At 62.7% G+C, this 17412-nt stretch carries 18 protein-coding genes; 10 read left to right on the top strand and 8 right to left on the bottom strand.

Features of this window, described 5'->3' with window-relative positions:
* Positions 1 to 15: 15 nt before the first annotated feature.
* Positions 16 to 324, bottom strand: a complete 309-nt coding sequence (locus tag JET17_RS14455) for a hypothetical protein (protein WP_233100401.1) — start codon at positions 322 to 324, stop codon at positions 16 to 18.
* A gap of 323 nt (positions 325 to 647) precedes the next feature.
* Here JET17_RS14455 and JET17_RS14450 point away from each other — a divergent pair, with 323 nt between their 5' ends.
* Positions 648 to 1127 carry an isochorismatase family protein gene (locus tag JET17_RS14450; protein WP_012314699.1) on the top strand — a complete coding sequence of 160 codons (480 nt, stop codon included), beginning with the start codon at positions 648 to 650 and terminating at the stop codon, positions 1125 to 1127.
* Positions 1128 to 1192: 65 nt separating this feature from the next.
* Here JET17_RS14450 and JET17_RS14445 read toward each other — a convergent pair whose 3' ends face one another.
* The gene (locus JET17_RS14445; RefSeq protein WP_012314698.1) at positions 1193 to 1894 is read right to left on the bottom strand and encodes a DUF3053 domain-containing protein; all 702 of its coding nucleotides are present in this window, start codon (positions 1892 to 1894) and stop codon (positions 1193 to 1195) included.
* Between the two features lie 127 nt (positions 1895 to 2021).
* Positions 2022 to 2975 carry a LysR family transcriptional regulator gene (locus tag JET17_RS14440; RefSeq protein WP_012314697.1) on the bottom strand — a complete coding sequence of 318 codons (954 nt, stop codon included), beginning with the start codon at positions 2973 to 2975 and terminating at the stop codon, positions 2022 to 2024.
* 147 nt (positions 2976 to 3122) lie between these two features.
* Between JET17_RS14440 and JET17_RS14435 the strand changes: the two genes are divergently transcribed.
* Genes JET17_RS14435 through JET17_RS14420 form a run of 4 tightly spaced genes read left to right on the top strand, consistent with a single transcriptional unit; the run spans position 3123 to position 6885 of the window.
* On the top strand, positions 3123 to 3950 hold the full coding sequence (locus JET17_RS14435; RefSeq protein WP_012314696.1) for an amidohydrolase family protein: 828 nt from the start codon (positions 3123 to 3125) through the stop codon (positions 3948 to 3950).
* A 42-nt stretch (positions 3951 to 3992) separates the two neighbouring features.
* Entirely contained in the window at positions 3993 to 5342 is a 1350-nt protein-coding gene (locus JET17_RS14430; RefSeq protein ID WP_012314695.1) for an MFS transporter, read from the top strand.
* Positions 5339 to 6079 (top strand): SDR family NAD(P)-dependent oxidoreductase, encoded by a 741-nt coding sequence (locus JET17_RS14425; RefSeq protein ID WP_012314694.1) that lies wholly within the window; start codon positions 5339 to 5341, stop codon positions 6077 to 6079. Before JET17_RS14430 ends, JET17_RS14425 begins: the two co-directional genes overlap by 4 nt.
* Complete coding sequence (locus JET17_RS14420; RefSeq protein ID WP_012314693.1) at positions 6076 to 6885, top strand: sugar phosphate isomerase/epimerase family protein; 810 nt, start codon at positions 6076 to 6078, stop codon at positions 6883 to 6885. Before JET17_RS14425 ends, JET17_RS14420 begins: the two co-directional genes overlap by 4 nt.
* A 6-nt stretch (positions 6886 to 6891) precedes the next feature.
* Here JET17_RS14420 and JET17_RS14415 read toward each other — a convergent pair whose 3' ends face one another.
* Positions 6892 to 7365: a YMGG-like glycine zipper-containing protein gene (locus tag JET17_RS14415; protein WP_012314692.1), complete on the bottom strand. Its 474-nt coding sequence runs from the start codon at positions 7363 to 7365 to the stop codon at positions 6892 to 6894.
* Positions 7366 to 7626: 261 nt separating this feature from the next.
* Here JET17_RS14415 and JET17_RS14410 point away from each other — a divergent pair, with 261 nt between their 5' ends.
* The 5 genes from JET17_RS14410 (at position 7627) to JET17_RS14390 (ending at position 12075) form a co-directional block, all read left to right on the top strand.
* Complete coding sequence (locus tag JET17_RS14410) at positions 7627 to 8958, top strand: dicarboxylate/amino acid:cation symporter (protein ID WP_012314691.1); 1332 nt, start codon at positions 7627 to 7629, stop codon at positions 8956 to 8958.
* A 49-nt stretch (positions 8959 to 9007) separates the two neighbouring features.
* Positions 9008 to 9907, top strand: a complete 900-nt coding sequence (ttdA, locus tag JET17_RS14405) for a L(+)-tartrate dehydratase subunit alpha (protein WP_012314690.1) — start codon at positions 9008 to 9010, stop codon at positions 9905 to 9907.
* The gene (gene ttdB / locus JET17_RS14400) at positions 9904 to 10512 is read left to right on the top strand and encodes a L(+)-tartrate dehydratase subunit beta (protein ID WP_012314689.1); all 609 of its coding nucleotides are present in this window, start codon (positions 9904 to 9906) and stop codon (positions 10510 to 10512) included. Before ttdA ends, ttdB begins: the two co-directional genes overlap by 4 nt.
* A 291-nt stretch (positions 10513 to 10803) precedes the next feature.
* Complete coding sequence (locus JET17_RS14395; RefSeq protein ID WP_012314688.1) at positions 10804 to 11124, top strand: hypothetical protein; 321 nt, start codon at positions 10804 to 10806, stop codon at positions 11122 to 11124.
* A gap of 135 nt (positions 11125 to 11259) precedes the next feature.
* Entirely contained in the window at positions 11260 to 12075 is an 816-nt protein-coding gene (locus JET17_RS14390; RefSeq protein WP_012314687.1) for a substrate-binding periplasmic protein, read from the top strand.
* A gap of 33 nt (positions 12076 to 12108) precedes the next feature.
* Here JET17_RS14390 and JET17_RS14385 read toward each other — a convergent pair whose 3' ends face one another.
* Genes JET17_RS14385 through JET17_RS14370 form a run of 4 tightly spaced genes read right to left on the bottom strand, consistent with a single transcriptional unit; the run spans position 12109 to position 17205 of the window.
* Positions 12109 to 13122 carry an XdhC family protein gene (locus JET17_RS14385; protein ID WP_012314686.1) on the bottom strand — a complete coding sequence of 338 codons (1014 nt, stop codon included), beginning with the start codon at positions 13120 to 13122 and terminating at the stop codon, positions 12109 to 12111.
* A 13-nt stretch (positions 13123 to 13135) separates the two neighbouring features.
* On the bottom strand, positions 13136 to 14482 hold the full coding sequence (locus JET17_RS14380) for a c-type cytochrome (protein WP_012314685.1): 1347 nt from the start codon (positions 14480 to 14482) through the stop codon (positions 13136 to 13138).
* 18 nt (positions 14483 to 14500) lie between these two features.
* On the bottom strand, positions 14501 to 16750 hold the full coding sequence (locus JET17_RS14375; protein ID WP_012314684.1) for a xanthine dehydrogenase family protein molybdopterin-binding subunit: 2250 nt from the start codon (positions 16748 to 16750) through the stop codon (positions 14501 to 14503).
* A complete protein-coding gene (locus tag JET17_RS14370; protein ID WP_012314683.1) occupies positions 16750 to 17205 on the bottom strand; it encodes a (2Fe-2S)-binding protein in 456 nt (151 codons plus the stop codon). Before JET17_RS14370 ends, JET17_RS14375 begins: the two co-directional genes overlap by 1 nt.
* Positions 17206 to 17412 lie beyond the last annotated feature (207 nt).

The raw sequence follows: 17412 nt of genomic DNA, 5'->3' as shown, positions 1-17412 counted from the left end.
TGATTCCAACGAAAATCAGCGGCGATAGTAGTGGTGATCGGCTTCGTAACGGTGGTGCATGGCCCGCTCATGACGGCGCTGCCAGTCGCGGCGGCGTTCGGCTTCACGGCGCGCCTGCTCGCGGCGCCATTGGTCGCGGCGCCATTGGTCACGACGCCAGTCGTCTCTACGGTCGTGCCAGTGGCCGTCGCGCCGGTAACGGTCATCATGGGCCAGCAGCGTAGCGGATTGTGCGGCCGCTACGCTCGCCAGGCTTGGCCAAGGGCTGTTGGCGCCCTCGATGTGGGCCTGAGAAGCGGTGGCCTTGGTTGCGGGTAGCGGCATTGATGCCTTCGCCGGTGTTGCAGATGCCGAGCCCATTGCCGCGAACGCGAACAGGCCCAGGAGCACTATCCGTGGGACATGGATTTTCATGAGCGAAGACAACCTCTGATAGACATTGGGACGTTGGGCCATGGCGTCGCGGGCAAACCCTGAGGGAGCCAGCAATCTTCATCTGCCTGTTCACATAGACCCGTAAACAGGAAAAAGTTCTGGAAAACCGCAACTTGAGTCATTCGGGTGCAACGCTGGGTGCTGACCCAAGGGCGTCATCGGCCGCCAGGAACGATATACTCCGTGCCTTTGCCAGCGTCCCGGAGACAGTCATGCGGCAGGTTTTACTCATCGTCGATATACAGTCCACCTTCAGCCCGCCCGAGTGGCTGGTCGATGGTGTGCGTGCGTTGTCTGCGACGATCCCGACCGTTGCCTCGGTCCAGTTGCACGATGAACAGGTCACCCCGTTCGAGCGGCAGCTTGGCTGGCACCCTGCAGCAGAAGACGAGAGCCTGGTCGAGGCCGACAAGGTCTTTGTCAAGCACGGTTACAGGCAAACCGCCGAGACCATCGAGTACATCAGGGGGCTGGGCGTGGATCGGGTATTGGTCTGCGGGTTGCAGACCGAGACGTGCGTGCTTGCCGCCGGCTTTGCCCTGTTCGACGCTGGGCTGATGCCGACGCTGATCACTGACCTGACGGTGGGGTCTTCCCTGGATCGCTCAGGGAAACTGGGCATCGAGTTGTGGAAGCATCACTTCGGCAATGTCATCACCCGGGCTCAGGTGCTGGCCGAAGGTTGCGTCTGACGCGGTGCAGGCCGGTCGCTAGCGGGTGTGAGCAAACCCTCACCCGCCGCCTGAATCAGAGCCGACTAACGCCCGAGCATCACCGTCTTCAGCCTTGCCTGCGCCTGCTGCACGGTCTTGGCCTGGTTGTTCAGGTCCGCCAGCAAGGCATTCAACTCAGCCTGAACGGTCGGGTCGGACACCTTCACGATGGCCCCGTTGATTTCTATCTTTTCCTTGTGCGCATCCACGTAGTCGGCCACCTTCAGGCTGCTGTCCAGGGTGCCGTTGATTTGCGGCAGCACGTCCAGGAAGGTGTCGGCCGGGACGCTGACGGTGCGCTCAAAGGCCTTGTCGTAAACCACTTTGAGGTCTTCCGGCTGCTTGAGCTGGGCATGGGCGGTGTCCGCCTTGGCCTTTTGCTCCTGCAATTGGGTGCCCATGTCGTTCAGGCCGGTCTGCACTGCCTTTATGTCGTCACGGCGGGCAGTGACATCATTGAGCGAGCGAACCGCGCCTTTTTGTAGCAGGTTACCCAGAGGCTGCACTGCGGCATCCATCGCGCCGTTGAACTGGGTGATGACTGCATAGTGATCGCTGTAGGGGCCAAAAGCCTTGGTTTCGTCTGCGCTCAGCTTGGGTACATGAACGCCTGGCTTGTCGACGATACGGGTCTGCAGGAATTCGCTGAAGGCGGCACGTTGCTTGGGTTCGCTGTCGCCACAGGCGGCGAGCACAAGGGGCAGGGCGAGGGCGAGCAGCCAGCGGGGCTGGAATGAGACGTTCATGTCGGGGAATCTCCTGAGTGCATGAGTAGGCCTGCGCACCGTCAAGCGCTGCGCGGCGGTGCAAGGTTAGCGTTTTCCAGCCTGCCGATCCAATCTGGCAGGCAAGGCCTATCCAGACCCGCCGGCTTCACATGCTGGGCAACTCGAACCCGGGTATCTGCCGCCCCAGCTTGAGCGCCTGGCCATGCAGCACGCGCATCAGGTGCAGCGCCGCCTGCGACGGCGGTTCAAAACGCGAATGGACGAAGCTGATATCGAAGTGAATTTCGTCAGCCAGGCGCACCACGGCCAGGCCGCTGTCCTGTGCCACGAACTCATCGATCAAAGTGATGCCCATGCCTTGCTTGACCAGTGCCACGGCTTCGTTGGCATTGGTGAACGACAACAGCGAGTCCAGGTGCAGGCCGCGGCGCGCTATCTCCTCGGCCAGCAGCTTGCCGAACGGCATGTCCGGACGGAACAGTAACAGCGCGTGGCCTTCCAGCTGCTGCAAAGTCAGTGAGGGCTGCTGTGCCAGGGGGTGATCTGCGGGCATTACAGCGACCATGCGGCCACGCATGAAGGCCTGCGAATGCAGGTGGTCGTGTACCACCGGCAAGGCAGCGATCGACAGGTCGACCTTCTTCGACAGGATCTGGTTGGGCATCTCGCCCATCAGCGAGGTCTGCCATTCGATCTGCAGCGCAGGCGCCTCACGCTTGAGCTGAGCCAGGGCGATCGGGATCACCACCGTCGACAACGAGGCGCTGCAGGAGATCCGAAGTTTGCGGTGCGCGCCGGTGGCCAGCGCCAGAGCGCACTCATTGACCTGCAGCGCTGCCTGGTACACCCGCTCGACCTCACGGAACAGGATCTGCGCCTCGGCAGTGGGTACCAGGCGGTTGTTGATGCGCTCGAACAGGCGGTAGGCCAGACGCCCCTCGATGTAGCCGATGAGCTTGCTCACCGCCGGCTGCGAGACGTAGAGCATCTTTGCGGCGGCGCTGATCGAGCCAGTCAGCATGACCGCCCGGAACACCTCCATGTGCCGCAGTTTGAATACCAGTGTACTGGCATCGCTACCTTCTTTGCCGGGAAGCATGAGTATTACCTTAGGTTATGGTCTGCGCCATCTGGGTATGAGCGCGATCGCTACGCCCGCAGTATCGTGACCCCAGGCAAATCGCCCTTGGTGGCGAACAATAACAAGATCTGCAGGCAAGCGCAGTGGCGCTTGAAGGAACCGCCTTTGAACATCTTTGACGAACCGAAGATCGATTGCCATAACCATTTGTTTGACCCTGCACGCTTCGCCTATCACCCCGATGCGCCCTACGCACCCTCCGGTCAGGAGGTCGCGCCGCTGGAGCAGTTCAACCAGGTGATGGATGCCTATGGCGTTCGCCATGCCTTGTTGGTTGGGCCCAACAGTGGCTACCACACTGACAACAGCTGCCTGCTGCATGCCTTGGCCAGCGGTCAGGGGCGCTTCAAGGGCATCGCGGTAGTCGATCGTCACGTCAGCCTTGAGCAACTGGCCGCACTGCGTGAGCAGGGCGTGGTTGGCGTGGCCTTCAACCCGGCAATGTACGGGGTGGCGAGCCTGCAAGACGTCGGGCCGTTGTTCGGCAAGCTTGCCGAACTTGGCCTGTTCGCCCAGATCCAGGTGTGCGAAGACCAGCTCGTCGAACTGCTGGGCCTGATCGAGCGCAGTGCGGTGCGGGTATTGATCGACCACTGCGGACGCCCGGATGCGGCGGCCGGTACCCAACAGGCCGGCTTTCAGGCATTGCTCAGGCTGGCCCGGCATGGGCGGGCCTGCGTGAAGCTCTCGGGCATGCAGAAATTCGCCGCTGTTGCTGCCCTGCATGAGCAGAGCAGCGCCTACGTGCACGAGTTGATCAACGCCTTTGGCCCGCAAGCCTGTGTATGGGGTTCGGACTGGCCGTTCATCCGCCAGCACACCCGGGTGGATTACGGCCCCTTGCTGAAGTTGGCCGAACGCCTGATGCCAGACCCGCAGCAGCGGCGAACCATCATGTGGGATACCCCCAAGCGCCTGTTCGGGTTTGCCTGACGCCTGCGCATTTGCCATTCCAATAACAAGAGAGCAATTGTCATGAATGCTGATCAGCCTATCGGTGCCGGAGTGTTCGACACGCCTGCGCGCCAGCAGCAACGTACCCGTACCCGTTTCATGATCCTGGCGCTGATCTCTGGCGGCACCATGATCAACTACCTGGACCGCAGCGTCATGGGCATCGCCGCGCCAAGCATCAGCGCCGATCTTGGCCTTAATGCGGCGATGATGGGGGTGATTTTCTCGGCGTTCTCATGGACCTACGCTGCTGCGCAGATTCCCGGCGGCATATTGATCGACCGGCTGGGCACCAAGCTCACCTACTGGTTGGCACTGACGTTGTGGTCGCTGTTCACCGGTCTGCAGGGCTTGGCCCAGGGGTTTCTGTCCTTGCTGGGCATGCGCTTTCTGGTCGGTGTGACAGAAGCGCCGTGCTTCCCCACCAACAGCCGCGTGGTGGCGACCTGGTTCCCGCAAAGCGAGCGGGCCAGGGCGACGGGTATCTACACCTTTGCCGAGTACACCGGCCTTGCTTTCCTGACACCGTTACTGTTTTGGGTCTTGCACGCCTATGGCTGGCGCTTTCTGCTGATGGCGGTCGGATTGATGGGCGTCCTCTATGGGGTGGTCTGGTGGCGCAAGTACCATGAGCCACACCAGTCGACCACCGCCAACCAGGCAGAGCTGGACTACATCGCTGCCGGCGGTGGCGTGGTCGATGGTGGCCAGAAAGCCACTGTCTTCCAGTGGTCACAGATCCCGGCGCTGCTCAAGCACCGCAACATGCTCGGTATCTGCCTGGGGCAGTTCGCCTGCAACTCGACCAACGTGTTCTTCCTCACCTGGTTCCCGACCTACCTGGTCACCGAGCGGCATATGCCGTGGCTCAAGGTCGGCTGGGTGGCGGTGCTGCCGTTCATCGCTGCTTCGTTGGGCACGCTGGTCGGCGGCTGGCTCTCCGATGCCTTGCTGCGCCGCGGCTACTCGCTGAATGTGGCGCGCAAGCTGCCGGTGATCGCCGGCCTGCTGACCGCGTCGGTCATTGTCCTGGCCAACTATGTCGAGTCGGACGTGCTGGTCATCGCCATCCTCTGTATTGCCTATTTCGCCCAGGGTATGTCGGCCCTGGCCTGGATGATCGTTTCCGACATCGCGCCCAAAGGCTTGCTGGGCCTCAGTGGCGGGCTGTTCAACTTGTTCGCCAACGCCGCCGGCATCGTTACCCCGTTGACCATCGGCCTGATCGTGACGGCCACGGGGTCATTCGTCTGGGCCCTGGTGTTCGTGTCCTCGATTACCGCGCTTGGCGCGCTGTGTTACCTGTTCATGGTGCGTGACCTGCGTCGCCTACCGGATATTCCCTGTGTTGAAAAAGGAGCTGAACAATGAGCCACCCCCTGCAAGGGCAAACTGCAATCGTCACTGGCGGCATGCGTGGCATCGGCCTGGCCATCGCGCAACGGCTGCACACCGCCGGTGCCCAGGTGGTGATCTGGGACCTCGCGGTGGATGGCTGGGACAGTGTCGGCAACGGTTTCGAGCCAGTCCTGCGCCAGGCTGTGGATGTCGCCTCGCTGGCCTCGGTCGAGGCGGCATTCGCTGATGTACTGGCGCGTGTGGGGCAGGTCGACATCCTGATCAACAACGCTGGCATCAATGGGCCGGTGGTACCGTCCTGGGAATACCCGCCAGAAGCCTGGGACAAGGTCATCGCCATCGATCTGAACGGTGTCTTCTACTGCTGTCGAACGGCCATCCCGCATATGCGCGAGCGCGGCTATGGGCGGATCGTCAATGTGGCATCGATGGCGGGCAAAGATGGCGTGCAGTACATAAGCGGCTACTCGGCTGCCAAGGCCGGGGTCATCGCCTTCACCAAGGCCGCGGCCAAGGAACTGGCGCAGGATGGCGTGTCGCTCAACTGCATCGCCCCTGCGATGGTCGAAACCCCGTTGATGGCCGAGATGACTGCGGAGCATATCGCGGCGAGCAAGGCCAAGATTCCTATGGGGCGTTTCCTCAAGGCTGAGGAGATTGCCAACATGGTGGCCTGGATCGCCGGGCCGGAGTGCAGCTTTACCACAGGCTTCGTATTCGACCTCAGTGGCGGGAGGGCGACTTATTGAAGCCGCTAGGGGTTGCCCACCTGACAGCGCTGGACCTTGCGCCTGAAGCGCTGGTGCGTGAAGCCGGCCGGGCCGGTTTCAGCACTGTTGGGTTGCGGCTGCACCCGGTGATGCCGGGTGCGCAAGCGTATCCGCTTGCGGTTGGTGGCCAGGCGCTACGTGAGCTGAAGGCTGTGATGGCAGGTGAGGGTGTAGGCGTTGCCGACATCGAGTTCGTCTCGCTGACGCCGCAGGTGCAGGTTGGCAATTGTGCAGCGTTGCTGGCGGCAGGCGCCGAACTGGGTGCCACCAGCCTTACGGTGTCCGGGGATGATGAAAACGGTGTGCGGCTTGCGCACAACTTCGCGGCACTGTGTGAAATGGCCAAGGAGTATCGCTTGCGTGTGGACCTGGAGTTCATGCGCTGGAGGCCGGTGGCGACCCTGCAGCAGGCGCTGGCCGTGTTGAACATGGCTGGACAGGGCAACAGCGGGGTACTGGTGGATGCGCTGCATCTGTTCCGTTCGGGCGGGGATGTAGCGGCACTTGCCGAAGTCGACCCGCGCTACCTGCGAGCGGTGCAACTGTGCGATGCGCCGCTCACGGCGCCGGCTGAGGCATTGATTATCCAGGAGGCGCGTGAAGGGCGGTTATTGCCCGGGCAGGGGCAGTTGCCACTGGCAGCGTTGATGGGAGCGTTGCCGGCGGATGTGCAGGTGAGTGTGGAAACGCCGTCGGTAACGCTTCGCGGTGAAAACCGGTTGAAACATGTGCGTGAAGCGACGCACGGTTGGTTAGGCAATGTTTGTTTGCCATCCACCCGGTAGCCCAGATCAAGGATTGATCTGATATCCGCGCCCCTGCAGGCAACCGCTGTAGGCGCTGGCCTGCGCCGAGCTCTGTGCCTGATCCTCGGTGCGCCGATCCTCGCGGCGCTCCTGGCGTTGCCGGGAACCGCCGACGACCGCTCCGGCAGCGGCCACTTCCCCAGCACGGTTCTGCCGATACTCTTGTTTGGCGTCGTCGCCGGCCCGGTCAGACAACGCTTCATGCTGGTTGCTGCGTACCTGCGCGCCAGCGGCACCGGCTGCAGCCCCCACAGCCGCGCCTTTGACCCGGCCACCGACATTCGGGCTGGAGGTAGTTGCGGCGTTGTTCGCGGCGTTGGCTGCCACGGTATTGCATTCATTGATATCCAGCTGCATCTGCTGGCTGCTCTGGCCTTTTAAGGGGACTACCGACTGGGCCTGCAGTGCCGGGGCTACGCAAAGCAGCACCAGCAGGAAACTCCCTGTGAACGGACGCATCACACACCTCCACTGAATGGGAATTGCATAAGACAGCATAGCCCCAGGTTGCGGCCCGCGACCCAGTCGACGACGAGCCGACTGATAACTTCAGGTAAACAATGACGTGAATTCAATTGTATTACCGCACTTCTGAAAACCGCTTACCTTAGGTCCACGTGACAACCGCACGTAACCTGGGCTAAAGCGCGTCCTGCCTGCACGCTGGTGCTAGCCCAGCCGCCACATTCATCCGACCACAACAATAATTCGGAGACGGCAATGGCCAAGCGATTGATAGGCAAGCTGTACGTACAAGTGCTGATAGGCGTAACGCTGGGCATTGTGCTCGGGGTGTTCTGGCCGCAGGTCGGCACCGACATGAAACCGCTGGGTGACGCGTTCATCAAGCTGATCAAGATGGTCTTCGCACCGATCATCTTTGCCACGGTGGTGCTGGGCATCGCCAAGATGGAAAACATGAAGGAACTTGGCCGCGTTGGCGTGCGGGCCTTGATCTACTTCGAGGTGCTGTCCACCTTCGCATTGGTGCTGGGACTGGTGGTTGTCAACCTGGTGCAGCCGGGGCAGGGCATGAACGTCGACCCCGCCACCCTCGATACCAAGGCCATCTCCACCTACACCGCAGCGGCCGCCAGCGGTTCCGGTGGGTTCACCGATTTCCTCCTGCACGTCATTCCCGGCAGCGTAATCGATGCCTTCGCCAAGAATGAAATCTTGCCGATTTTACTGTTCTCGACATTGTTGGGCATCGCGCTGGCCAACCTGGGTGAGCGGGGCAAGCCGGTAGTCGATGTGCTTGAGGCGTTTTCCCACGGCATGTTCCATATCGTCGGGATGGTGATGCGTGTCGCGCCGCTGGCGGCGTGTGGCGCCATGGCATTTACCGTCGGCAAGTATGGCCTGGGCTCGATCGTGTCGCTGGGTAAGTTGATGGCGACCATGTACCTGACCTGCTTCCTTTTCGTGGTGATCATCCTCGGCGCCATTGCGCGGCTGTCGGGCTTCAGCCTGTGGAAGTTCCTCAAGTATCTGCGCGAAGAGTTGTTCACCGTGCTGGGCACCAGCTCGTCCGAATCGGTGGTCCCGCAACTGATGCACAAGCTGGAGAAGGTCGGTGTATCCAAGCCGGTGGTGGGCCTGGTGATCCCCTCGGGCCTGACCTTCAACCCCGATGGCCAGTGCATCTACTACACCATGGCAGCCATCTTCATCGCCCAGGCTACCAACACGCCGCTAACCCTGATGGATCAGCTGCTCGTCCTCGGTGTGCTGCTTCTCACCTCCAAAGGTTCGGCGGGCGTTACCGGCTCGGGCTTCATCACGCTGGCCGCGACCCTGGCGACCATGGACAACATTCCAGTGGCCGGGATGGTACTGCTGCTGGGCGTCGACCGGTTCATGTCCGAGGCCCGCGCCATCACCAACACCATCGGCAATGCGGTCGGCACCATGGCCATCGCCAAGTGGGTCGGTGCGCTGGACAGCACCCGCGTGGCCCAGGTGCTCGACGGCCAGGCGGTGCCAGAAACCACCAAGCATTTATCGCCCACCCCCGCCGTACAGGCGGCGACAACACCGACAGGCGCCTGACCTGGCTGACAAGAATGACCTGACTTGAGATGCACTGAGGAGATAAACCGTGGATAAAGAAACAGCCGTGTCATCGCTGACCGACGTGATGGCCAAGTTCACCGCCTACATCGGCAAGCGCCTGCCCAAGGACGTCAAGGAAAAGACCGCCAAACTGCGCGCCGCAGAAACCAACCCGCTGGCCATCGCGGTCTACGATTCGATGGCCGACAACCAGGATTACGCCGACAAGCTCGACCGCCCCAGTTGCCAGGACACCGGCGTCATCCAGTACTTCATTTCTGCCGGCGCACGTTTCCCATTGCTGAGCGAACTTGAAGGCATCCTGGAAAACGCGACGCGCGAGGCCACCATCAAAGGCCCGCTGCGCCATAACGCGGTGGAAACCTTCATCGAGAAAAATACCGGCACCAATACCGGGTCGAAGATCCCGTGGCTGGACTGGGAAATCATCCCCGACGCCGACCACGCCATCGTCGATGTGTACATGGCCGGGGGAGGCTGCACCTTGCCCGGCTCGGCGAAGGTGCTGATGCCGGGGCAGGGCTACGAAGGGGTGACCGAGTTCGTGTTCGACGTGATCACCTCGCGCGGCGTGAATGCCTGCCCGCCGCTGCTGGTCGGTGTAGGGGTGTCGACCTCGGTTGAGACGGCGGCGCGCTTGTCCAAGCGGGCGATCCTGCGTCCGGTCGACTCCAGCCATCCCAACGAAAGCGCAGCGATGATGGAGAAGCTGCTGGAGGACGGCCTCAACGAAATCGGCATCGGGCCGCAGGGCCTGACCGGTAACAGCAGCGTGATGGGCGTGAACATCGAGTCCTCGGCACGCCACCCGTCGACCATCGGCGTTGCCGTGTCGACCGGTTGCTGGGCGCATCGACGCGGCAAGATCCGCATCAACGCCGACCTGTCCTATGACATTCTTTCGCACGAGGGTGTAGTTCTGTGAAAAAGATCCTCAGCACGCCGATCAAAGACGAAGACCTGGCCGGCCTCAACGTGGGCGATGTGGTCTACCTGACCGGCCAGTTGGTCACCTGCCGCGATGTCGCCCATCGCCGCCTTATAGAACTCAAGCGGGAGCTGCCGGTGGACCTGCGCGGCGGAGCGATCTTCCATGCCGGACCAATCGTGCGCAAGAAGGGAGACGGCAGCTTCGAGATGGTCTCCATCGGCCCGACCACCAGCATGCGCATGGAAAAGTTCGAGAAGCAGTTCATCGAAGAAACCGGCGTCAAACTGATCGTTGGCAAAGGTGGCATGGGCCCGGAAACCACGACCGGCTGCCTTGAAAACAAAGCGGTGCATGCGGTGTTTCCGGGGGGCTGCGCAGTGCTCGCTGCCACTCAGGTCGAGGAGATCGAGCGCGCCGAATGGCAGGACCTGGGCATGCCGGAAACCTTATGGGTCAACCGCGTGCGCGAGTTCGGGCCGCTGATCATTTCCATTGATACCAAGGGCAATAACCTGTTCGAGCAGAACAAGGCGCGGTTCAATGAGCGCAAGGGGGCGGTGATCGAGAAGATCAATAGCCAGGTGCGGTTCATCAAGTAACCCCCGCAACCACCAGTACAAGCCGACCAAGGCCCCCAGGTCGGCTTTGTTGCACGCCTGCCAGCGCAAAGCTGCACTAGAGCGCGTTCATTGTCTGCCAAACAATTGCATCGATAATCGTCCCTGGCGGCTGCAGGCAACCGGACGGCGCACACCGCTAGGGCGATGGGCCTTACCTATGGTATACAAGCCCTATTACCACACCACTCTCACCTGACGCCTGGAAGCGTTCCGGGTTGGTTGGTGATTTTCCTGCAACTGCTCCTTTTATAGAGAAACGGAGATTCGAAGATGACCGCCACCGACCGTCTGAGCCTGCTTCAGTATGAGCACCTGGGCCTGGACGATGTTGCCGCCGCTGAATTCAAGGTCGCTCTGGGTGAACTGCGCAAGTTGGCACTGGGTGATCGTTACGAACACCACGCCGCGCTCCATCTGGGCGATATCGCCGAAGCCGAAAACCGCCAGCAACTGGACCAGACCAAAAACTGGGGCATAGGCTTCCTGCAGGGGCTGACCTGCGCGCAAACGCTTACCGAAGAGCAAGTCAGGGCACTGCGCGGCGTGTTCCAGGCGGCGGCGAAGCGGTCTTTGGCGCGCATGCCCGGATAAATTTCTGGCAGCCAGCTGATTCTCGTCCAGACTCTGTAGAGCATGCGGGCAGCAGTACAGCAGACGTGCACAGGATGTGGCAGCCTTTCGCGACCACGGCTGGCCGCCTAAGGCCGCATGCACCGAGGGTTGTAGATGGTCGAGCGGTGGTCCGGCCGGTCTTTGCTGCTTTCGCTTTCCCTGTTTCTGTTGCCTCAGGCCTGGGCAGCGGAGGATGTCTGTCGGCAACTGACGGCCACCGGTAATCCGGAATATCCCCCTTACCTGTGGCGCGATCCGAACGACCCCCAGCGACTGATCGGTGCCAACGCCGACCTGCTTGACTACCTGGGCCAGGCGCTCGGTCTGAAAATGCAGGTGGTCTACGGCGGGCCATGGTCGCGGGCTCAGGAGCAGGTGCGCAAAGGCCGTATCGACTTGATGGCCGGTTACTTCCTGACCCAGGCGCGTCAGCAGGAGGCTGACTTCATCAGCCCGCCGTTCCTGCATACGCCAAGTGTTGTCTGGGTGCGCCTGGACGCTGCCTTTGCTTACCGTGGCTGGTCAGACCTGAAGGGGCGCAAGGGCGGCACCCTGGTCAGCAACAGTCATGGCCAAGAGTTTGACGACTATGCCCGGGCCAACCTTACGCTCGAAGCGGTTCCCAGCGCCAGGCAGGCGTTCGAGAAGCTGCTGCACAAGCGCAACGACTACCTGATCTATGAGCAGTACCCCGGCATGGCGCTGGCGCGCACGCTGGGTATGGACGAGCAGTTGAAGGTGCTTGATCCGCCGGTGTCCAGTGAGGGTTTGTACCTGGCCCTGTCCCATGCATCGCCGTGCAACCAGCCCAGGCTGCGTGAGCAACTGGCGCAGAAAATGAAGGAAATCGTCTCTGGGCCGCTTCCTGGGCAGCTACTGGCGAAGAACCTGAAGCGTTGGAAGCAGGAGCAAGCGGGCGCGCAGCATTGAGGCCGCGTGTGCTGTCGTTGGCGCACGTTCACGTCATGCACTGGCTTCCCGGGCCCGCTTGGCCTTGGTCACATTGGCCGCGCCGGGCAAGGCAACGCCGTTCTTGATGGCAAGAACCTCCGCCATGACGCTGACCGCAATCTCTGCAGGGGTCTTGCTGCCGATATAGATACCGATGGGGCCATGCAGGCGTTCGAGTGAGGCTTGCGTCTCACCGAAGTGCTCGATCAGCCGTTCGCGGCGCAGCTGGCTATTACGCCGAGAACCGATCACACCGATGTAAAAGGCTGTACTGTGCAAGGCTTCGAGCAGGGCCAGGTCGTCCAGCTTAGGGTCATGGCTCAGGCCAATGATGCAGCTGCGCAGGTCCGGGGCGAAGGCCCTGACCACGTCGTCCGGCATGCCGACTATCTTCTCCACGCCCGCGACATTCCAGCCATCCATGTATTCGCGGCGAGGGTCGCAGACGGCCACCTTGAAGCCGTTGAACAGCGCCATGGTCGCCAGGTACTCGGCCAATACCCCGGCACCGATCAGCAGCATGCGGTAGCCGGGGCCCAGGGTATTGACCATGCGCTGGCCATCGAAGCTGAACTGCTCCAGTGCGTGCGTGACGGCCAGGCTTACGCCACCGGTGCCAAGGTCCAGCTCGCGACGGACCAGGTTGCCAGCGTCCAACAGCGGCAGCAGCTGCTCAAGGCTGGGCAATGAAGGGCTGAACTCGAGTATCAGCTCCAGGGTCCCGCCGCAGGGCAGGCCAAAGCGATGAGCCTCGTCGGCGCTGACGCCATAACGCACCACGCGCGGCGGTCCTTCCGGCATGCCTTCGCCGTTGTAGGCGCTGGTGTAGCGGTGCACCAGATCATCCTCGATGCAGCCACCGGAGACGCTACCAATGACCCTGCCATCGCCACGCAGGGCCATCATCGAGCCCACAGGCCTGGGCGATGAACCCCAGGTGCGGGCTACGGTTGCCAGCAGCACCCGCTCGCCTGCCTTGAGCCAGTCACGGGTGGTGCGCAGGACCAACAGGTCGATGCTTTCCATTGACAGTGTTTCCTCAGCGCATGTGCAAGATGATCGGGCTGCTGCTGGCTGGGTCGGTATCCCCGCGCAGCTTGCTGACGGCCTGCGCGTCGACTGCACCGCCGTGGTTGCCCCAGGTACTGCGCACAAAGCTCAGCACCTCGGCGATCTCCTGGTCCGACAACTGCTCGCGGAAGGCAGGCATGCGGTAGGCATCCGGCAGCCCGGCGGCGACGATCCGTTGCGAGCCATTGAGGGTGATGTTGATCGCCGAAGCATTCTCCTTGGCCAGCGCCGAGGTGGCCCCCGCCAGCGGCGGCATCCATTCTGCCTGGCCTTTGCCGTCCAGGCCATGGCACGTGGCGCAGCGGGTCACGTAGGTGTGGGCGCCAGGGCTGTTCAGGCGCTCACCGGCAGACACGGCCTGGTACTGCCACGGCTCGCCATCACGTTGGGGGTCGCCCGGCAACGATTTGAGGTAGCGAGCGATCGCTGCCAGGTCGTCATCGCTCATGAACTGGGTGGAATTGTTGAACGCCTCGGTCATCGAGCCATAGACCACCGCATGCTGATTGCGCCCGTGCTTGAGGAATTGCACGATCTGGGCCTCGCTCCAGCGGCCCAGGCCGGTGTTGTGGTCGTTACGCAGGCTGGGTGCGTACCAGCCATCGAGCAGCGCGCCTGCCAGAAACGGCTTGCCACCTTCATCCAGGGCTTTTTCGTTGAAGGCCAGGCCCCGTGGGGTATGGCAACTGCCACAGTGGCCGGGGCCCTGAACGATATAGGCGCCTCGGTTCCACACCGCGTCCTGCGCCGGTTTCGCCGCATAAGGTGCGTCTGCTGCGAACACGCCGTTCCACAGCGCGATCGGCCAGCGCATGTTCAACGGCCACGGGATATCGCTGGGGATGTTCGCCTGTTGGGCAGGCTGTACGCCTTTCATGAAGAAGGCATACAGCGCCCGCACATCGTCATCGCTGAGCTTGGCATATGAAGGGTAGGGCATGGCCGGGTACAGCCGCCGCCCGCCTGGTGCGACACCGTGGCGCACAGCGCGGTCGAAGTCGGCAAGGCTGTAATTGCCGATGCCGGTCGCGGGGTCGGGAGTTACGTTGGTGGCGTGTATCGCCCCCAGCGGTGTGGCCATTTCCAGCCCACCGGCAAACGGCTTGCCGTCGGGCAGGCTGTGGCAGGCGACGCAGTCGCTGAGCCTGGCCACGTACTCACCACGGCTGACCAGCGCCGGGTCGAAGCTGGCGTTTTGCTCGGTGACGAAGGGCGAAGCGGGCTCACGGGTGACATACCAGGCCAGCAGGCCTGCGGCGACCAGGCACGGCAGCGCCAGCCAGCCTGCGGCTCTTGCGAATCGACTGTGGGTCATGGGGCGGTCCTTGTCCGGTCAGCTGAAGGTATGGCGGCTCATGGGCAGGCTGCGGATGCGCTGGCCTGTGAGCTGCGCCACCGCGTTGGCCACTGCTGGCGCCACCGCAGGCAACGGCGGCTCGCCAATGCCCCCCATCTTCGCGCCGCTTTCGACAATGCGCACATGCACCCGGGCCATGCGCGAGGCAGGCAGGATCGGATACAGGTCGTAGTTGCGCGCGCGCGGCTTGCCATCGATGTATACCGCTTCCTCAACCAGCGTCTGCGACAGGCCAAGGGCCACGGCGCCGTTGACCTGGGCTTCGATGATCGCTGGGTTGACGATGCTGCCGGGGTCGATCGCCTGCCAGATGTCGTGAACCTTGACCTGGCCATCTTCGATCGATACTTCGGCGATCACGGCGGCCTCCGAGCCGAACGGCGAAGCCATGGCCACACCACGCGCCCGCTTGCTGCCGTCTTCAGCGGTGAACGGCCCGCGCTTCCAGCCACCGGACAATTCACCCACCGCTCGCAGCAGGTTGGTCAGGCGCGGGTTGTCGCGCAGCAGGTGCAGGCGCAACTCAAAGGGGTCCTTGCCGCCTTTGTCAGCCAGCTCGTCCAGGAAGGACTCGTAGAAGAAATCGTTGAGCGAGTTGCCCACCGATCGCCAGTAACCCAGCATGGCCGGGCCTTTGACGTAGATCTGCGCGATGCGTTTGTTGGCGATGGCGTAGGATTTGCCCGATAGCCCTTCGAGCGCCGTAGGGTCGATTTTTTCGCCTTGCTTGCCCGCCAGGGCCTCGGTGGGGCCCTCTGTGGCACTCACTGCTTCGATGGCCACTGGCAGGCCATCGGCATCCAGCCCTGCACGGAACTTGACCACCGCTACCGGCCGCAGCACATCGCGCAGGAATTCTTCCTCGCGGCTCCAGATCAGCTTGACCGGGCGGCCGACGGCCTTGGCCAGCAGGATGGCCTGCGGGTACGGGTTGGCCGAGTCATACAGGAAGTGGCGACCGAAGAACCCGCCCAGAAGCGGCGAGTGCAGGGTGATCTGTGCAGGATCCAGGCCGGTGCGTTTGGCAATGTCGTCACGGAACATGTCCGGCGCCTGGTTGGGCAGCCAGACCTCCAGCGAACCATCGGGGTTGAAGCGCGCCAGTGCGGACGGCGGCTCCAGCTGGGCATGGTTGAGATACTGGTTGTGGTAGGTGGCCTCGACCTTGGTTTTGGCATTGCCCAGTGCAGCGGCCACATCGCCTTCGCTTTCGTCGTCTCTGGCAGGGCCTGTCTGAGCGGCCAGGTGCTCGCGCCAGGCATCGCTGGAGAAGTCGGCGGGCATCGCGCGTACTTTGCTGTCGGCGCCCGGCTCCTGCCAGTCCACCTGAAGCGCCTCGACCGCACGCTTGGCGTGCCACCAGCGTTCGGCCACCACGGCAACCGCGCCTGGCAGTTGATGCACCGAGTGCACGCCTTTCATGGCCTTGACCTGAGCTTCGTTGCGCAGGCTGCCCACGGTCATGCCCAGGCGCGGGGCGTGCTGTACGGCGGCTTGGAGCATGCCGTCGAGCTTGATGTCGATGGTGTAGAGCGCCTTGCCGGTGGATTTGTCGTAGGCATCGACACGGCGCACCGGCTTGCCGATCCAGCGGAACTGGCTGGGGTCGCGCAGCTTGATGCCTGCTGGGTCCGGTACCGGCAGGTCCATGGCCCGTTCAGCCAGTTCGCCATAGGCAAGCGAACGGCCCGAAGCGGCGTGTAGCACCTTGCCAGGTTCGGTGGACAGCTCGCTCACCGGTACGCCCCATTGCTCGGCTGCGGCCTCTAGCAGCATGGCCCGGGCAAGGGCGCCAAGGCGGCGCATGGTCGGGTAGCTCATGCGCACCGACATGCTGCCGCCGGTGATACGCATGCCGTTTTCCATCACTACATAGGCTTCGCCCGGCGGGGCACTGTCGACCACGAACGTGGCAGGGTCCGCGTCCAGTTCTTCGCCGACGATCTGCGCCATGGCGGTGTAGGTGCCTTGGCCGCCTTCCATGAACGGGCAGAGCAGGCGTACCGTGCCGTCCTGGCGGATTTCCAGGAATGCAGGTACCTGGGTGCCGCGTTCCTGGGCGGCGGCCGTCGCCGCTTGGACCCGGCTGACGCCCAGCGGCAGGCCAAAGCCAAGGACCAGGGCGCCTACGGCGGTACCGGCGAGAAAACGCCGACGCGACAGGTTGACCGTTTCGCCCGGCGGCAGGTCGAGCAGCACCGCAGAGGTATCGACAGGCGTATTCATCAGGCCTTCTCCCCTTGGGCGAGTTCGTGCATGGCGGCATGGATGGCGTTATAGGTGCCGCAGCGGCACAGGTTGACCATCGCTGCATCGATTTGCGCATCGCTCGGTTGCGGGGCGTGCTTGAGCAGCGCGGTGGCCGCCATCACCTGCCCCGACTGGCAGTAACCGCATTGGGCCACCTGATGCTCGACCCACGCCGCCACCACGCGCTTGCCCACCTCATCGGTCTCGATGGCTTCGATTGTGGTCACTTCACGCCCGACCACCCCGGCCACCGGCGTGACACAGGCGCGCACCACATTGCCGTCCACCAGCACCGAGCAGGCGCCGCACTGTGCCAGGCCGCAGCCGTATTTGGTGCCGGTCAGGCCGAGGTCGTCGCGGATCACCCACAGCAACGGCGTGTCGGCGTCGGCCTCGACCTGGTAGGTCTTCTGGTTGATTCGAAGTTCCATGGCTCACCTGCTGATCATCGGTTGTGATTGTGTGCTGTCTTGCAGGGAATACGTTGTTCCCCAATCCGCAAACGCTAGCACAGCGGTATGAGCGGTGGCCTGCCGTGTACTGCAGGTTCAGAGAATCAGGCAAGCAATCCGGTGAAATGCGCAATCAAGTGCCGCAGCCGTCAGCCGTCAGCCGTACAGACAAACAGGACTTCCAGC

This window comes from Pseudomonas putida (assembly GCF_016406145.1).
Classification (GTDB): Bacteria; Pseudomonadota; Gammaproteobacteria; order Pseudomonadales; family Pseudomonadaceae; genus Aquipseudomonas; species Aquipseudomonas putida_E.
Note: the sequence above shows the minus strand (reverse complement) of the source record. Positions and strands in the feature narration are given on the sequence as shown.

Coding starts and splice junctions, on each gene's coding strand:
- JET17_RS14455 (WP_233100401.1), bottom strand. CDS start 324: ATGCCGCTACCCGCAACCAAGGCCACCGCTTCTCAGGCCCACATCGAG.
- JET17_RS14450 (WP_012314699.1), top strand. CDS start 648: ATGCGGCAGGTTTTACTCATCGTCGATATACAGTCCACCTTCAGCCCG.
- JET17_RS14445 (WP_012314698.1), bottom strand. CDS start 1,894: ATGAACGTCTCATTCCAGCCCCGCTGGCTGCTCGCCCTCGCCCTGCCC.
- JET17_RS14440 (WP_012314697.1), bottom strand. CDS start 2,975: ATGCTTCCCGGCAAAGAAGGTAGCGATGCCAGTACACTGGTATTCAAA.
- JET17_RS14430 (WP_012314695.1), top strand. CDS start 3,993: ATGAATGCTGATCAGCCTATCGGTGCCGGAGTGTTCGACACGCCTGCG.
- JET17_RS14425 (WP_012314694.1), top strand. CDS start 5,339: ATGAGCCACCCCCTGCAAGGGCAAACTGCAATCGTCACTGGCGGCATG.
- JET17_RS14415 (WP_012314692.1), bottom strand. CDS start 7,365: ATGCGTCCGTTCACAGGGAGTTTCCTGCTGGTGCTGCTTTGCGTAGCC.
- JET17_RS14410 (WP_012314691.1), top strand. CDS start 7,627: ATGGCCAAGCGATTGATAGGCAAGCTGTACGTACAAGTGCTGATAGGC.
- JET17_RS14395 (WP_012314688.1), top strand. CDS start 10,804: ATGACCGCCACCGACCGTCTGAGCCTGCTTCAGTATGAGCACCTGGGC.
- JET17_RS14390 (WP_012314687.1), top strand. CDS start 11,260: ATGGTCGAGCGGTGGTCCGGCCGGTCTTTGCTGCTTTCGCTTTCCCTG.
- JET17_RS14385 (WP_012314686.1), bottom strand. CDS start 13,122: ATGGAAAGCATCGACCTGTTGGTCCTGCGCACCACCCGTGACTGGCTC.
- JET17_RS14380 (WP_012314685.1), bottom strand. CDS start 14,482: ATGACCCACAGTCGATTCGCAAGAGCCGCAGGCTGGCTGGCGCTGCCG.
- JET17_RS14375 (WP_012314684.1), bottom strand. CDS start 16,750: ATGAATACGCCTGTCGATACCTCTGCGGTGCTGCTCGACCTGCCGCCG.
- JET17_RS14370 (WP_012314683.1), bottom strand. CDS start 17,205: ATGGAACTTCGAATCAACCAGAAGACCTACCAGGTCGAGGCCGACGCC.